The 16,054-nt window shown below is 73.5% G+C and carries 14 protein-coding genes and 1 pseudogene; 5 read left to right on the top strand and 10 right to left on the bottom strand.

Going from position 1 to position 16,054, the window contains the following annotated elements:
- Positions 1–509, bottom strand: a pseudogene (locus tag AC1RSJ_RS14720) (hypothetical protein); the annotation flags it as partial.
- Between the two features lie 196 nt (positions 510–705).
- The gene (locus tag AC1RSJ_RS14715; RefSeq protein WP_493119186.1) at positions 706–1,590 is read right to left on the bottom strand and encodes a helix-turn-helix domain-containing protein; all 885 of its coding nucleotides are present in this window, start codon (positions 1,588–1,590) and stop codon (positions 706–708) included.
- Positions 1,591–1,756: 166 nt separating this feature from the next.
- Between AC1RSJ_RS14715 and AC1RSJ_RS14710 the strand changes: the two genes are divergently transcribed.
- From AC1RSJ_RS14710 to AC1RSJ_RS14700, 3 genes are read left to right on the top strand one after another with little or no spacing between them, the layout of a single operon-like run.
- Positions 1,757–1,957 (top strand): ferredoxin, encoded by a 201-nt coding sequence (locus tag AC1RSJ_RS14710; RefSeq protein WP_493119185.1) that lies wholly within the window; start codon positions 1,757–1,759, stop codon positions 1,955–1,957.
- A complete protein-coding gene (locus AC1RSJ_RS14705) occupies positions 1,954–3,273 on the top strand; it encodes an NAD(P)/FAD-dependent oxidoreductase (RefSeq protein WP_493119184.1) in 1,320 nt (439 codons plus the stop codon). The genes AC1RSJ_RS14710 and AC1RSJ_RS14705 overlap by 4 nt, the downstream gene beginning before the upstream one ends.
- A gap of 29 nt (positions 3,274–3,302) precedes the next feature.
- Entirely contained in the window at positions 3,303–4,622 is a 1,320-nt protein-coding gene (locus tag AC1RSJ_RS14700; protein WP_493119183.1) for a cytochrome P450, read from the top strand.
- Between the two features lie 57 nt (positions 4,623–4,679).
- On the opposite strand, the gene manD is transcribed toward AC1RSJ_RS14700, so the two are convergent.
- From manD to AC1RSJ_RS14660, 8 genes are all read right to left on the bottom strand, one after another.
- A complete protein-coding gene (gene manD, locus AC1RSJ_RS14695; RefSeq protein WP_493119182.1) occupies positions 4,680–5,924 on the bottom strand; it encodes a D-mannonate dehydratase ManD in 1,245 nt (414 codons plus the stop codon).
- A 71-nt stretch (positions 5,925–5,995) separates the two neighbouring features.
- Positions 5,996–7,258: a mannitol dehydrogenase family protein gene (locus AC1RSJ_RS14690; protein ID WP_493119181.1), complete on the bottom strand. Its 1,263-nt coding sequence runs from the start codon at positions 7,256–7,258 to the stop codon at positions 5,996–5,998.
- On the bottom strand, positions 7,255–8,118 hold the full coding sequence (locus AC1RSJ_RS14685) for a sugar phosphate isomerase/epimerase family protein (protein ID WP_493119179.1): 864 nt from the start codon (positions 8,116–8,118) through the stop codon (positions 7,255–7,257). The genes AC1RSJ_RS14690 and AC1RSJ_RS14685 overlap by 4 nt, the downstream gene beginning before the upstream one ends.
- The gene (locus tag AC1RSJ_RS14680) at positions 8,115–9,284 is read right to left on the bottom strand and encodes a Gfo/Idh/MocA family protein (protein WP_493119178.1); all 1,170 of its coding nucleotides are present in this window, start codon (positions 9,282–9,284) and stop codon (positions 8,115–8,117) included. The genes AC1RSJ_RS14685 and AC1RSJ_RS14680 overlap by 4 nt, the downstream gene beginning before the upstream one ends.
- The gene (locus tag AC1RSJ_RS14675; protein WP_493119177.1) at positions 9,281–10,129 is read right to left on the bottom strand and encodes a sugar phosphate isomerase/epimerase family protein; all 849 of its coding nucleotides are present in this window, start codon (positions 10,127–10,129) and stop codon (positions 9,281–9,283) included. Before AC1RSJ_RS14675 ends, AC1RSJ_RS14680 begins: the two co-directional genes overlap by 4 nt.
- A gap of 31 nt (positions 10,130–10,160) precedes the next feature.
- Positions 10,161–11,021 (bottom strand): carbohydrate ABC transporter permease, encoded by an 861-nt coding sequence (locus tag AC1RSJ_RS14670; protein WP_493119176.1) that lies wholly within the window; start codon positions 11,019–11,021, stop codon positions 10,161–10,163.
- Positions 11,018–11,953: a carbohydrate ABC transporter permease gene (locus AC1RSJ_RS14665; RefSeq protein WP_493119175.1), complete on the bottom strand. Its 936-nt coding sequence runs from the start codon at positions 11,951–11,953 to the stop codon at positions 11,018–11,020. Before AC1RSJ_RS14665 ends, AC1RSJ_RS14670 begins: the two co-directional genes overlap by 4 nt.
- Positions 11,953–13,302, bottom strand: a complete 1,350-nt coding sequence (locus AC1RSJ_RS14660) for an ABC transporter substrate-binding protein (RefSeq protein WP_493119174.1) — start codon at positions 13,300–13,302, stop codon at positions 11,953–11,955. Before AC1RSJ_RS14660 ends, AC1RSJ_RS14665 begins: the two co-directional genes overlap by 1 nt.
- Positions 13,303–13,422: 120 nt before the next feature.
- On the opposite strand from AC1RSJ_RS14660, the gene AC1RSJ_RS14655 reads away from it, so the two are divergent.
- Together AC1RSJ_RS14655 and uxaC are read left to right on the top strand one after the other, a co-directional pair.
- Entirely contained in the window at positions 13,423–14,502 is a 1,080-nt protein-coding gene (locus AC1RSJ_RS14655; protein WP_493119173.1) for a LacI family DNA-binding transcriptional regulator, read from the top strand.
- Positions 14,503–14,569: 67 nt separating this feature from the next.
- Positions 14,570–15,988, top strand: coding sequence for a glucuronate isomerase (gene uxaC / locus AC1RSJ_RS14650; RefSeq protein WP_493119172.1), 1,419 nt, complete (start codon positions 14,570–14,572; stop codon positions 15,986–15,988).
- Positions 15,989–16,054: the final 66 nt, after the last annotated feature.

The following is a 16,054-nucleotide window of genomic DNA, read 5'->3' as shown; positions in this document are numbered from 1 at the left end:
GCCGTGCGGAGCTCGGCGGCGGCGCCGCCCTCGTGCACGACGGCGGACTCGAGCTCGCGGGCGTCGCGGCCGGCGACCGCCACGGCGACGGCGTCGCGGTCGCCGGCGGCATCCGGAGCGAGTCCGAGCGCCCGCAGCGCGGCCGCCCGATGCCGCGGCGCGTTCGTGTGAAGCCGGATCCAGCCGTCGGCGGCGGGATAGTCGCCGGCGATCGCATCCCAGGCGGGCGCGAAGCCGGCCGGGTCGACCGGGCGCACGAAGCCTCCCGCGCCGCCGAACCAGGTGTCCGCGAGCTCGCGGTGCACGACCGGGTCCGCGACGTCGTGGCCGAGGTCGCGGGCGAGCTGCGCCGCGGCGAGCGCGGCGGCGCCGATCGACGCGGCGGCGAGATCGGAGACCGGGTATGCGGACTCCAGCGTCGCCGCGCCGTCGAACCCGACCGCACCCGGCGCGACGCCCGTGGCCGCGGACAGCTCGGCGGCCAGGGCGGCCGCGGCATCCTCGCTCATGGGGTCACGCTCATGGGGTCACGGTACGCCGCGGGTGGCGCACCGGCGATCCGTGCTCCGCTGCGCGGCTGCACTCCGTCCGGGAGGCTGTGGCCCGTGGGGCAGGGGCGCCTCGCGACGCTCAGCAGACGCAGGATCCCGGACGGAGTGCAGTGCCGGAGCGCATCCGACGCACGGGGCTGCCGGTCGGAGCGCCCTACGGCCGGAGCACCTGCGCGGCGTAGCGGCTCGGGGCGACGCCGACGTGCGCGCGGAACACCCGCGAGAAGTACAGCGGATCGTCGTAGCCGACCCGCGCGGCGATCTCCGCGACGCCGAGCCCGGTCGTGCGCAGCAGCTCGGACGCGCGCCGCAGCCGCTCCTCCTGCATCCAGGCGTGCAGCGCTCGGCCGGTGTGCCGCACGAACAGCCGCTGCGCGGTCGCCGTGCTGCATCCGCCGACGGCCGCGACCTCCGCGACCGAGTGCCGCTCCGCCAGGTGCTCGAGCACGTGGTCGATCATGGCGGCGAGGGCCGGCGGATGCGCGACCGCGCCGGGATCGGGCACCCGCGTGAGCTCGCCGAGCAGCAGCGCGCCCAGGGCGCGCCGCTCCGGCTCGCCGGCGTCCGGCCCGATGAGCCGGTCGAGCGCGTAGCCGACGAGCGCGGCGAGCCGTCCGCCCTCGCCGGTGCCGCCCGGCACGACCGCGGCGCGGCCGATCGCGCCGGCGCCCGAGCGGAACGGCGCGCGCAGCAGCGGGTCCTCGTCGAGGAACGCGACCCGCGGGGTGACCGGCACCGCCGGGTCGTGCCACGGCACCAGGTGGAGCGTGCCGAGATGGAACGGCGCGCGGTCGTCCGCCCGGTAGCCGACGTCGTGGAGCCACGGCAGCACGACGAGCGCGCCCGGCTCGACCGTCAGGGTGCGGCCGCCGCTCGTGATCTCGCCGCGCCCGCGCACGGCGCGCAGCAGGCAGACGCTCGCGACGTGCTCGTGGCGGATGCGCTCCCCCGGCGCGAAGCGGTACCAGTTCGCCCCGACGACGACCGGCGCGACCGGACGCGGGGGCGCCGTCGCGCTGCCGCCTGCGGATGCCGCCATGACCCGATCCTGACCGATTCGACGCTCGAGCGCGAGCGGTACGGGCGATCCGGTGATCGGAACGTCCATGAACTGAGCGCCGCCTCGCTGTCCCGCCACCCGGCCCGCTCGTAGCGTCGGGGTGACGGCCCTCACGGGCCGACGTCGACGACGGAGAGGCGGAACGATGCGCATCGAGGCGGATCGAGCGGCATGCGTGGGAGCCGGGCAGTGCGTGATGAGCGCGCCCGATGTCTTCGACCAGGACGACGACGGCATCGTGACGCTCCTCGACGAGACGGCGGCCGGCTTCGAGGCCGATGCCCGGCGCGCGGTCTCGCTGTGCCCGGCGCGCGCGATCCACCTCCTCGAGGACGCGGGCGCGTGACCGGTTCCGACCGGGCGGACGGCGACCCGGCCGGGGGCGACCGCGTGGTCGTCGTCGGCGCCGGGCTCGCGGGCGTGACGACCGCCGTCGAGCTGCGCCGCGCGGGGTTCGCCGGTGAGCTGCTCGTGCTCGGCGACGAGCGGCACGCGCCCTACGCGCGGCCGCCGCTGTCCAAGGAGGGACTGGCCGACGCGGGGTCGGCCGCAGATCGGTCGGACGGCGGGCTCCACCTCGACTCCGCCGCCGCCCCGGCCGCCGGCGACCTGCATCCGGCCGGCGAGCTCGTCGGGCTCGGCATCGACGTCCGCGCCGACGCCGGGGCGCTCGCGCTCGACCTGGCGAGACGCGAGGTCGTCACGACGACGGGTCCGGTCCCGTTCGACCGGCTCGTCATCGCAACCGGGTCGCGCGCCGTCCGCCGCCCCGACGGGCTGGGTCTCGGGGGCGTGCACGCGCTCCGCACGCGGGACGATGCGGGCGCGATCGGCGCGGCGCTCACCCGAGACGCGCGGATCGTCATCCTCGGCGGCGGCGTGCTCGCGTCCGAGCTCGCCAGCGCTGCCGCCGCGCGCGGAGCGGACGCCACGCTCGTCGCGCGGTCCGAGCTGCGCATCGGACCCGTCGGCGGTCCGGTCTCGGCGCGGCTCGAGCGCCTGCACGCGCGGCACGGCGTCCGGGTGCTCGCGCGCACCGACGTCTCCGGATACCGGACAGCCGAGGACGCGCCCCGCGTCGACGGCGTCCGGCTCGCGACCGGCGAGACGCTCGCCGCCGACCTCGTGATCGAGGCGCTCGGCGCCGAGCCCTCGACCGGCTGGCTCCGCGGATCCGGGCTGCCGCTCGACCCCGACGGCGCGGTGTCCTGCGCCGCGGACGGCGCCGTCACGGCCGGCGTCGACGGCGATGCCGCTCCCGGCATCTGGGCCGTCGGCGACGTCGCCGCCTGGCACGACCCCTCCCTCGGGCGCGGCGCCCGCCACGGCCACCAGCTGCCCGCCATCCAGCAGGCGCAGATCGTCGCGCAGCGGATGCTCGGCGGCGATGCCGTCGCGCTGGGGCATCCGTTCTTCTGGGCCGACCTGCACGGGGTGCGGATCTCGGCCGTCGGGCGCTTCGACGACGCCGCGCTCCGCCTCGAGGAGCTCGACATCGCCGGCGCGACGCCGGGCGATGACGCGTTCGTGGTCCGTGCCGAGTCCGAGGGCGCGCTCGTCGGCGTGCTCGGCTGGAACGCCGCCGGCGCCTTCCACCGCGCGCGGCGCGAGCTGGCGCCGCCGCAGACCGCTCCGACCACGACGACGCTCACCGCCGTCTGACGACCGTCCGGAATCCGAGGAGACACGACATGCCCAGCCCGCTCGATCACACCGCGGATCACGCGACGGGACACGCCCCGGGGCACCTCGTCGACCACACCGTCGACAGCGCGGCCTTCGCCGGCATGAGCGCCGAGCAGCTCGCCGCGATGCACGCCGCCCATGCCGCCGCCGGCATCCGCACGCTTCCGGTCGACGGCACGCCGACCCGGCCGTCGCCGTCGCTGGCCCGATGGCGCGCGGAGGGTCCGGCGACCCCGCTGCACTACCCGGACGGCCACGACGGACTCATCGTCACCGACTGGGCGCTCGCCCGCGAGGTGCTCGCCGACCGCCGCTTCAGCCAGCAGCCGTCGCGCACCCCCGGCAGCTCCGCCGTGCACGGACCGGAGGGCGACCTCGACGTCGACGCGCAGACCGCGCTGCACATCACCAACATCCTCGGCAAGGACGGCGACGAGCACGCGCGCCTCCGCCGCGCGGTGATGCGCCGCTTCGCCGTGCGCCCGGCCCGCGAGCGCCGGCCCGCGATCGCCGAGATCGTGCGGCGCCACCTCGAGGGCCTCACGGCCGCCGGGTCGCCCGCCGACCTCACCGAGCACTTCGCCGAGCCGATCTCCGCGGACGCGCACGCGCTCGTGCTCGGGCTGCCGCCGACGATGCTCGACGGCTTCCACGAGCTGTTCGTCGGCCCCGCCACGACCCAGCAGCGGATGGACTACATCCGCGAGGCGATCGCGACGACGGGCGACGAGCGCGGTGAGGACGTGCTCTCCGACCTCCTCGACGGCGAGAGCCGTGGCGAGCTGAGCCGCCAGGAGGTCGAGGGCCTCATGATGGTGCTGATGATGTCGGGCCGCGACACCGTGGCCTACATGATCGCGACCATGACCGTCGCACTGCTGCAGAACCCCGAGCAGCTCGCCCGCCTCCGCGCCGAGCCGGAGCTGCTGCCGAGCGCGCTCGAGGAGCTGCTGCGCTACAGCACCATGTTCGTCACGGTGTTCACCCGCACGCCCACCGAGGACGTCGAGGTGGAGGGCGTCGCGATCCCGGCGGGGAAGACCGTGTCCGTCTCGATCACCGCCGCGAATCGCGACCCCGCCCGCTTCGAGCACCCGGACGTGCTGGATGTCCGCCGCGACGCCGCCGGCCACGTCGCATTCGGCCACGGCATCCACGGCTGCGTCGGGCAGCAGATGGCGCGGGTCGAGCTGCAGGAGGCGATCGGCGCCCTGATCCGCGAGCTTCCCGGTCTGCACCTCGTCTCGGCCGAGCAGCTCGAGCCGATGCCGTTCGCGAACGACGTCGCGACCTACCAGGCGGGGTCGGTCGTCGTCGGCTGGTGAGGATGGCGGGCTCCGATACGCTCCTTCGTCGCTACTCAGCCATCGGAGCGGAGCGGCTCACCAGTCGTGGACGGTGCCGTCGGCGAGGCGGTTGAACGGCAGGTAGGCCTGCTCGTACGGGTACTTCCCCGCCTCGTCGAGGTCGAGCGTCACGCCCAGCCCCGGCTCGTCGCCCGGGTGCAGCAGCCCCTCGTTCCAGGTGAAGCTCTGTCGGAAGACCTCGTCGGTCTTCGCGCCGTGCTGCATGTACTCCTGGATGCCGAAGTTGTGGATCGCGAGCCCGAGGTGCATCTGCGCCGCCATGCCGACCGGTGAGATGTCGGTCGGCCCGTGGAAGCCGGACTTGATCTGGTACAGCGCGGCGTAGTCGATCGTCTTCTTCAATGCGGTGATGCCGCCCATGTGCGTGACGGCGCCGCGCACGTAGTCGATGAGCTGGTCGCGGATGATGTCCTTGAAGTCCCACACCGTGTTGAAGATCTCGCCGATCGCGAGCGGGGTGGTCGTGTGCTGGCGGACGAGCTTCAGCGCCTCCTGGTTCTCGGCCGGCGTGCAGTCCTCCAGCCAGAACAGGTCGTACGGCTCCAGGCTCTTGCCGAGCTTCGCGGCCTGGATGGGCGTCATCCGGTGGTGTCCGTCGTGCAGCAGCGGGAGGTCCGGGCCGAACTCGTTGCGCACCGCCTCGAAGACGCCGGGGAGGTGGTTCAGGTAGGCGCGGGTGTCCCAGTCCTCCTCGAACGGCAGCGCTCCGCGGCGCGCCGGCTCGTGGTCGTAGCGGAGGCCCTTGCTGTTGCCGGTCGACTCGGCGTCGTTCGAGGCGATGCCGTAGATCGCCTTCAGGCCCGGGATGCCGGACTGGATGCGGATGGCGCGGAAGCCCTGCTCCTGGTGCTCGCGCACGCTGTCGAACAGCGACGGCAGGTCGGCGCCGGACGCGTGGCCGTAGGCGAGCAGCCCGCGGCGGGAGGCGCCGCCGAGCAGCTGGTACAGCGGCATCCCGGCCGCCTTGCCCTTGATGTCCCACAGCGCCATGTCGACCGCGGCGATGGCGGCCATCGTCACCGGACCGCGGCGCCAGTACGCCGACCGGTACAGGAACTGCCAGGTGTCCTCGATGCGCGAGGCGTCCTTGCCCAGCAGCAGCGGCACCACGTGGTCCTTGAGGTACGACACGACCGCGAGCTCGCGGCCGTTGAGGGTCGCGTCGCCGAGCCCGACATGGCCCTCGTCGGTCGTCAGGCGGAGCGTGACGAAGTTGCGGTCCGGGCTGGTGACGACCACCTCGGCGGTGTCGATGATCATGAGCGAGCTCCTTCGGTCGGTCGGGTCGGAGGCTTCGACAGGCTCAGCCGTCCGGGGCGGGCGGGTCGGTGTCAGAGGTGGTCGGCGACCGCGTCGACGACGACGCGGTGCTCGGCGAGGTCGGGGGCGAGCGCGGTGAGCACGCTCCGAGCCTGCTCGGCCGCGGGGCGGCCGTCCAGTCCCGGATGCAGGGCGGCGGCGCCCGGGTCGTCGTCGGCGCGGCCGGCGACCACGTGGCGAACCCACGCGGCGACGACGGATGCCTGCGCGTCGCCCGGCGCGAGTCCGGCCTCGAGCCGGTCGCGGAGCGGATCGAGCACGCGCGGGGCGATCTTGTGCGAGCCGTCCTTCGCGATCTGCGCGAGCCGGTGCTCGATGCGGGCGTTCGCGAACCGGTCGCGGAGGTCGGCCCGCGCCCGGTCGAGCACGGCGTCGTCGAACGGCAGCACCGATCCGGCCTCGTCCCAGAGCACCTCCACCTCGGCGGCGAGGCGCTCGTCGGCCATCCCCTCGGCGACGGTCGCGACGCCGACCTCGAGCCCGCGGTAGGCGAGGAGGCTGTGCGCCGCGTTGAGCAGCCAGAGCTTGCGACGCTCGGCCGGCTCGATCTCGTCGGCGAACTCGGCGCCGAGCGCGCCCCAGTCGGGCCGACCGCCGGGGAACTCTCCCGCGAGCGTCCACGAGGCGAACGGCTCCGACACGACGGCCGCGACGTCGTCCGCGCCGATGAGGCGGGAGGCGACCGCGAGGTCGTCGTCGGTCGTCGCCGGCGTGATGCGGTCGACGACCGTCGACACGAACGACGCGGACTCGCCGAGCCAGTCCGCCAGCCCCGGTCGCGACGCCGCGGCCGCGAGCAGCCGCTCGCGGAGGATCGCGCCGTTGCCCGGCAGGTTGTCGCACGAGACGAGCGCGATGGCGCCCGCATCGGCAGCGCGGCGGGCGTCGAGCGCCGCCGCGAGCCGGTCGAGCACGGCGGAGCCCGCCGCATAGCCGGGTTCGGTGATCGTGATCGTGACGATCGCGACGGCGGGGTCGGCGACCGCGGCGGCGAGCGCCGCGGCATCCGATCCCGATCCCGCCGACACGATCGACTGCACGACGGACGCCGTGTCCGACGCCCCGCGCTCCACCAGCGAGTAGACGCAGTCCTGCGCCGCCAGGGTCCCCGCGGCCGCCGGCGAGCGGCCGGTGAATCCGGCGATGCCCCAGCCGTCGGCGTCCGGCGCGCGATCCGTGTACCAGGCCTGGTGGGCGCGCGCGAACGCGCCGAGGCCGAGGTGCACGATGCGCGCCGGCGCCCGGCGGGTGCGCAGGGCCGCGATCGAGGTCACGAGCGCACGCCGCCGGCCTCCGCGAGCACCGCGGTGAGGTAGGCGTAGTCGTCGGCGGTCCGCTCGGCGAGCGGCAGCTCGGTCGAGAAGTCCTCCAGCGTGATCCAGCGGTCGTAGCCCGACTCGACGAGCGCCCGGAGGTACGCGAGCACGTCGCCCTGCCCCTCCCGCAGCGTCGCCCACTCGTTGCGCCAGCGGATGCCGCCGGCCGAGTCGCCGGGACCGTCCACGACCCAGCGCGCGTTCTTCACGTGCACGTGGGCGAGGTACGGGCCGAGCAGGTCGATGCCGAACGCCGTGCTCTCCCAGCCCTCGATGAGCAGGTTGCCGAGGTCGTGGATGACGCCGACCGCGGCCGGGTCGAGCCCGTCGATCAGCCGCAGCGCCGCGGAGGCGGACGGCGAGATCGTCTCATGGTGCAGCTCGACGAGCGCCGTGACGCCGAGCCCCGCCGCGACCTCGGCGGCGCGCGCCAGGTCGTCGCGGGTGCGGGCCACGAGCTCGCGCGGCACCCCGGAGTCCTGGCGCGGCATGGTGAGCCGCACCCGGCCGGCGCCGGTCTCGGCGGCGGCGCGGAGCATCCGGTCGGCGTTCTCGTGGTCGGAGGCCTGGGCGTACCCGCCGAGTCCCGAGATCTCGAGTCCGGCCTCGCGGGTGATGCGCGTCAGCTCCGGCAGCCGCTCCTCCATGCCGGTGAGCGGCCAGGTGGCTCGGTTGCCCGCCCAGAAGCCGGGCGGCTCCGCCTCCTGCTGGTCGACGATGCGCCACTCGACGCCGTCCCAGCCCTGGGCGGCGAGCGTCGTCGCCGCCTCCTCCGGGCTCCAGTCGGGCGTGGACGCGGTGAACACGGACAGCTTCATCGGGGTCCCTCCACCTGGGAGTCGTCGAGCTCGCCGCTGAGCACCTCGTCGACCAGCACGGGCCGGCCGAGGGTCGCGGACAGGTACACGGAGCGCACGACGGCGAGCGCGAGCAGCGCGTCGTCGACGCGGACGCCGGGCGGTCGCCCGGTGCGGATGGCCTCGACGATGTCGGCGTACTGGCGGATGTGGCCGTTGCCGAAGCCGGCCGGCATCGGGTCGGCGCCCGCGGTGACCTCGGCCGCGCCGGCGACCGCCTGGTCGGCCGAGCCGGGTCCGGGGGTGTCCGGGCCCTCGGGGTCGGAGGAGAACGAGATGAGCAGGTCGTCCTCGATGACCGCCTGGCCGCGTGAGCCGTAGACGCTGATGCGCACGCCGCCGCCGGGGTAGGCCGCGGTCGTGGCGTGCACGACCGCGAGCGCGCCGGACTCGAACGCGATCGTCGCGACGGCCACGTCCTCCACCTCGATCCGCTCGTGTGCGAGGCGGGCCGTGCGTGCCGAGACCTCGACCGGGCGGCCGAGGAACCAGACGAGCAGGTCGACGGTGTGCACGCCCTGGTTCATGACGGCGCCGCCGCCGTCGAGCTCCCAGGTGCCGCGCCACTGGCCGGAGTCGTAGTAGTCCTGCGATCGCCACCACGGCACGGAGGCCACGCCGCTCGTGACGCGGCCGAAGCCGCCGCCGTGCGCCGCTTTCGCGACCGCGAGCGACGCCGGGTCGAAGCGGTGCTGGCTGATCACCGAGACGACCTGCCCGGCCGCCTCGGCCTCGTGCGCGAGCTCGGCGAGCCGGCGGCCGCGATCCATCTGCACGTCGAGCGGCTTCTCGATCACGACGTGCTTGCCGGCGTGGATCGCCGTCTCGGCGAGGCTGACGTGCAGCCCGCTCGGCGTGCCGATGATCACGAGGTCGACGCCGCCCGCGGCGATCGCGTCCTCGAGCGAGGTGAACTCCCCGGGTCGCACCTCCCCCGACGACGCGAGCGAGTCGGCCAGCGCGGTCGCCGCCGCGGGGATCGCGTCGACCACCGCCACTACCCGCACGCCGGGGGTCGCGACGACCGCCTCCGCGTGGGTGCGTCCGATGATGCCGCAGCCGACGATCGCGGCCCCGATCTGCGCGCCGTCGTGCACCGCGCCGTCCTGTCCCGTGCCGTCCGTCATGCCAGCTCCACTCCGATCGAATCCGTCAGTCCCCGGAAGGCTCGGGCGGCCCGCCCGAACGCCTCCGGTCCGGAGAAGCCCCCGAGGGCCCCCGCCGTCGCCAGGTGCGGCTCGAGGGAGGCGAAGCCCGTGTAGCCGTCGTCGCGCAGCGCGGTCAGGGTCTCGAGCACCTCGCCGTCGCCTTCGCCCGCGGGCGTGACCGCGCCGGACTCCGCCACCGCGTCCTTCACCTGGAGGTACTCGAGGTGCGGCCGCAGCGACGCGTAGCCCTCGGTGAAGGGCTTCACGCCGCACTGCACGAAGTTCGCGCTGTCCCACGCGAGCCGCAGCGCGTCCGAGCCGACCGACTCCACGAGGTCGAGCACCCGCGAGGGCACGTCGCCGTAGATCTCCTTCTCGTTCTCGTGCAGCAGGATGACGCCCTCGCGCTCCGCCAGGTCGGCGAGCGCGCGCATCCGCTCCAGCACGCCGTCCCGCGTCTCCTCCACCGGCACGCCCTCGCCCCGGAAGAACGAGAAGATGCGGATGTAGCGGGTGCCGAGCACCTGCGCCGCGCGGATCACCGTGGCGAGCCGTCCGACCTCGTGCTCGACCGGCAGGGCCACGTCGACCTTTCCGATCGGCGAGCCGATCGCCGAGACGCCGATGCCGCGCTCCGCGAAGACGCCGGCGAGCGCCGACAGCCGATCGGGGTCGAGCTCGGCGATGTTCACCCCCCAGGCGCTGCGCACCTCGATGTGCCGCGCACCCAGTGCCTGCAGCACCGAGGCCTGCACCACCGGGTCCTCGTCGATCTCGTCGCCGAACCCCGACAGGGTCCATGTGGTCGTCGCCACCGCGATCATCCTCTCCTTCTGATGTCGGATACCAGTCTCGTCACTTCACGCCGCCCGTGGTGAGCCCGCCGACCAGCCAGCGCTGGAACACCAGGTACAGCGTCACCACCGGCGCGGCGCAGATGAGCGAGGCGGCCATGAGCTGGCCGTACGTCGGCAGTGCGCCGCCCTCGATCTGCGAGCCGAACAGCTGCAGCACCACCGCGGCGGTGCGCGAGTCGGGCGCGGTCATGATCGTCGCGAACAGCACGTCGTTCCAGCCGAGCAGGAACGAGAAGATCGCCGCCACCACGATGCCCGGCCAGCTCAGCGGCAGGATCACCCGGGTCAGGATGCGCCACGACGAGGCGCCGTCGATGCGGGCGGCCTCCTCGAGCTCCTTCGGCAGGCCGCGGATGTAGGTCACCATCACCCAGGTCGCGAACGGCAGCGCGAAGGTCAGGTACGTGATGAACAGCCCGCCGCGGGTGCCGATGATCTGCACGCCGCTGATCGCCGCGATGCTCGAGAACAGCACGAAGACCGGCAGCAGCATCACGGTGCCGGGGATGCTCTGCAGCGCGAGCAGCCCGCGCAGCACCCCGAGGCGGCCCTTGAACGGATAGCGCACGAGCACGTACGCCGTCGCCACCGCGATGAAGGCGGAGACCACCGCCACCAGCGCGCAGACCAGCACCGAGTTGCCGAGTCCCCCGGCCAGGTCGACCGTCGTCCAGACCTTGAGGTAGTTGTCCGGGTGGAACTCGGTCGGGAAGAACGCGCCGTCGGCCACCGACACGTCGGAGTTCACCGACGCGAACAGCATGTACAGCAGCGGCACGAGCACCACGACGAGCAGCACCGCGTTGACCGCGATGAGCAGTGGACGCGGCAGCAGCCGCGTGATCTCGGCCGCCTTCATCGCTTCGCCCCCTCGTCGCCGGTGTCGAGCTTCACGACGCGGAGGTAGACGATGAGCGGGATCGCGAGGATCACGACCGACCCGAGCGCCATCGCGGCGCTGAGTCCGAACCGGAAGCTCGTGAAGCTGGTCATGTACGTCAGCACGGGCAGCACCTCGACGTCGCGGGGCGCCGGCAGGCCGAACAGCACGAACGGCAGCGTGAAGTTGTTGAAGTTGTGCAGGAACGCGAGGATCACGGCGAGCGCCATCGGGCCCCGCAGGTACGGGAACACGACATCCTTGAGCTTCGTCCACCAGCCGGCGCCGTCGAGGGCGGAGGCCTCGTGCACCTCGTGGTCGACCGCCTGGAGGCCGGCCAGCACGAGCAGGTAGATGAAGGGCCACGACGCCCAGCACTGCACGATGATCAGCGTCCAGTAGCTCTGCGGTCCGTTGAGCCAGAGCCCCGGATGGGCGCCGAACAGCCCGAGGAACTGGTCGACCGCGCCCCGCGGCTGCAGGAACGAGCGCCACAGGGTGCCGACCACGAACGCGGGCAGCACGTACGGCACGAGGTAGATCGAGCGCACGAGCCCGCGGCCGCGGAACGCGTTCTGGGTGGCCAGGGCGGCCGCCGTGCCGACCGGCACGGTGATCGCGACGACGAGCAGCGCCACTGAGACGCTGATGCCGATCGAGCGGAGGTACGTCGACGAGGTCAGGGCCTCGACGAAGTTGCCGATGCCGATGAACGGCGCCGAGAGCCAGGCGCGGAGCGTGTACTGGTCGAGGTCGAGCAGGGAGATGACGACGCCGACGATCAGCGGGATGACGATGACGATCGTCATCAGCAGCCCGCCCGGGATCAGCATCCAGAGCGGTCGGTTCCGCTGGGCGACCGTGCGCCGCCGGCGCCCGGGGGTCCGGGCGCCGGCCGTGCCGGCGGTCACTACTTCACCTTGTCCAGTGCCGCCTGGGCCGTCTGCTGCGCGGCCTTCAGCGCGGTGGACAGCGACGAGGCCGAGACGGATCCGTTCGAGAGGTCGGGGATCGCCTGCACCACGACGTTGACCAGCGCGAGCTGGATCTCACCCCACGCCCCGGTGAACGGCGTGCCGACGGACTTCGAGCCGGCGTCGAGGATCGGCGCGAGCTTGTCGTTGCCGTCCTCGATCTGCTTCGCGGCCGCCGCGTTCGTGGGCAGGTCGCCGAACGTCTTCGTGTACAGCACCTGGTGCTGCTTGTCGGTCAGCATCTCGACGAGGGCGAGCGCGAGCTCCTTGTTCTTCGAGTACTGCGCGACGACGATGTTGTCGCCCGAGATGATCGACGCGGCCGGCTTGCCATCCGACGGGGTCTTCGTCTCCCCCGGCGGCACGGTCGGCATGACGGCGAACTGGTAGACGTCCTTCACACCGGACTGGTCCAGCGTCACCTGCGCGCCGGACGACACCATCGGCAGGTAGGCGGCCTTGCCCGCGGCGAACGCGGCGACGGCCTGCGGGTTCTTCCAGCCGGTGGCGGCCGGGTCGACGACGCCGTCCTTTGTCACCCAGTCGAAGTAGGTCTCGTAGGCCTTCTTCACGACCGGGTCGTCGAGGTCGGCCTTCTTGCCGTCGACGAGCGGGTTGCCGTTCTGGATCGACATCGCCCAGATGAACTTCCAGGGGTCGAAGCTGTCGGCGTAGGCGACGGCGAGGCCGTACTGGTCGCCGGTGGTGAGCTCCTTCGCCTGGTCGGTCAGCTCGTCCCACGTGGTCGCCGGCTTGTCGATGCCGGCCGCCTTCAGCAGATCCGGGTTGTAGGCCATCACGAACGGGCGGCTGGCGAACGGGATGCCGACCTGGTCCTTCTGGTCGGGACCGGAGAGGCCGAGCGTCGCGGGCACGAACCGGTCGCGGCCGCCGACCTTCTTCCAGGTGGCGTCGTCGAGCTTCTGGAACGCGCCGGTCGCGTAGGCGGTCGGCGTGAACGTCGTGCCGAGCGTGTACACGTCGGGGCCGGTGCCGGAGACGACCGAGGTCTGGATCTTCGTGAGCTCGTCGTTCGCGCTGGCGAACGTCTCGAACTGCACGGTGGCGCCGGTCTTCTTCTTGAAGTCGGCGGAGATGGTGGAGAACCACTCCTTCTGCTGCGTCGGGAAGCTCGTGTTGGCCCCGATGAAGACGTTGATCGTCTTGCCGGTGCCGTCGACCGCCGACCCGCTGGCGGTGTCGCCCGACGAGGCGGTGCCGGAGCATCCGGCCAGGACCAGCCCGAGGGCTGCGGCGCCGGCGAGCAGCGCGGTACGTCGTCTCATTCGACTCTCCTTCGAGTGCGATGGCCGCGCCGAATCCGCGGCTGGCGCCGACGATAGGCACGCCCGGCAACACGCGGCAATCGTTTGCCATCTTTTGCCATCCTGTGGTTGCCTGACGCCATGTCTCCCCGCGAGGACGCACCGCAGCGACCCGCGACGCTCGCCGACATCGCCGCCGCGAGCGGCGTCGCGACGTCGACGGTGTCCCGCGCGCTCTCGAATCCGGGGCGGGTCAACGCGGCGACGCGCGAGCGGATCCAGCAGGTCGCCCGCGACCTCGACTACGCCCCGAACCCCCAGGCGCGCGCCCTCCTGTCGGGACGGACCGGGGCGATCGCCGTGCTCGTGTCCGACGTCACGAACCCGTTCTACTTCGGGCTCATCCGCGGAACGCAGCGGCGGCTCAAGGCGGCCGGGTACTCGCAGATCCTCGTCGACACCGAGGAGTCGGACGAGCTCGAGGACGCCATGCTGCAGCGGCTGCGCTCGAGCTACGACGGCGCGATCATCGCGGCCTCGCGGCTCTCCGACCGCCGGCTCATCGACCTCTCCAGCCGAATCCCGATCGTCGCCGTCAACCGGCAGACGCGGGGCGTGCCGAGCGTCTTCATCGACACCCCGACCGGCATCGAGCAGGCCCTCGCGCACCTCGTCTCGCTCGGACACCGGCGGATCGCCTACGCCGCGGGACCGGACACGTCGTGGACGAACGCCGCGCGCTGGCGGGCGCTCGCCCGCTCGGCGGCCGGCTTCGGCATCCATCCGGTGCGGCTCGGGCCGTTCCCGCCGAAGACGACCGCGGGCGCCGCGGCCGCGGACGGCGTGCTCACCACCGACGTGACCGCCTGCATCGCGTTCAACGACATGCTCGCGATCGGGATGCTCGCGCGGTTCCGCGAGCGCGGCGTGCGGGTGCCCGATGACCTCAGCATCGTGGGCTGCGACGACATCTTCGGCGCCGACTTCTGCGCGCCGCCGCTCACCACGCTGACGCAGCCGATCGAGCAGGCCGGCGAGGCCGCGGTCGCGATGCTGCTCGGCCGGCTCGGCGACGCCGGCGGGGTGCCGCGGCGCGCGGTCACCCTGCCGACGCACCTCACGATCCGCGAGTCGACGGGCGCCGTGCCGGAGTCCGCTCCTGGCCGGGGATTCGGCAGCGGGCGTCCGGGCACGAGCGCGCCGGCCGGGACGACCGCATGACCGCACCTCCCCATGACCATGCCGCCGGCATGACCGCCCCGACCGCTCCGACCGCGAAGGATCCGCGATGACGCGACTCGCCCCGCACCCCGACCGCCTGCTCTCCCCCGACCCGGGGGTCCGCGCGCTGGCCAGGTCGCTCTACGACGGCGTCGCCGACGCTCCGATCTACTCGCCGCACGGGCACGTCGACGCGCGGACGCTGCTCGAGGATGCGCCGTTCCCCGACCCGGCGGCGCTGCTCATCACGCCCGACCACTACGTCACGCGCCTGCTGCACTCGGTCGGCGTGTCGCTCGAGCGGCTCGGCCTGCGCCGGCGCGACGGCGGCGGCGCGACCGCGGCCGGCCGCGACGTCTGGCGTGAGCTCTGCACGCACTGGAACGTGTTCCTCGGCACGCCGATGCGGTACTGGCTGGAGCAGGAGCTCGCCGAGCTGTTCGGCGTCGAGGAGCAGCTCTCCGCGGCGACCGCCGACGCATCGTACGACCGGATCGCGGAGGCGATCGCGCAGCCGGCCTTCCGGCCGCGCGCGCTGTTCGACCGCTTCCGCATCGCGGTGCTCGCGACAACGGACGACCCGGCCGACGACCTCGCCGCGCACCACGCGCTCGCCGCCGACGCGAGCTTCACGGGACGGGTGCTGCCGACGTTCCGCGCCGACAAGTACATGCAGCCCGATGACCTCGAGTGGGCCGGGCGGCTGGCCCGGCTCGGCGAGGTCGCCGGCGTCGACACGGGCACGCGCGCCGGGCTGCTCGCGGCGCTCCGGTCCCGCCGGGCGGCGTTCGCGGCCGCGGGCGGCACGGCGACCGACACCGGCGTGATCGACGCCGGCTCCGAGCCGCTGTCGGAAGCCGACGCGGAGCGCATCCACGCCGCCGCGCTGGCCGGCGAGGTCACCGCGGCGGAGGCCGTCGCCTACCGCCGCGACATGCTGTTCCGGCTCGCCGAGATGGCGGCCGACGACGGGCTCGTCATGCAGCTGCATCCGGGCGTCATCCGCAACCACCACACGCCGACGTTCGACGCCTACGGTCCGGACACCGGGCACGACCTGCCCGACGTCGGCGCCTACACGCGGCCGCTGCGGCCGATCCTCGAGCGCTTCGGCACGTCGGAGACGTTCCGCCTCGTGCTGTTCACGGTCGACGAGACGGTGTTCTCGCGGGAGATCGCGCCGCTCGCCGGCTTCTACCCGAGCGTCTACGCGGGCGCGCCGTGGTGGTTCCTCGACTCGCCCGACGGCATCGCCCGCTACCGCGCCGCGATCACCGACAGCGCGGGCGTCGCGAAGACGAGCGGGTTCATCGACGACACCCGCGCGTTCTGCAGCATCCCCGCCCGGCACGACATGTCGCGCCGCGCCGACGCGAACTGGCTCGCCGGGCTGGTCGCGACGCACCGGATCGACGAGGACGACGCGCGCACGATCGCCGGCCGGCTGGTGGACGACATCCCGCGCGCGACCTTCCGCCTCGGCTGAGCTGCCTCCGGATCCCTGAGCCTGTCGAAGGGCCCACCCTGCTCGGATCCCTGAGCCTGTCGAACG

Source organism: Schumannella sp. GW821-FHT10F01, assembly GCF_058809295.1.
The sequence above is the reverse complement of the archived record's forward strand: the minus strand, read 5'-3'. Positions and strand labels throughout refer to the sequence as shown.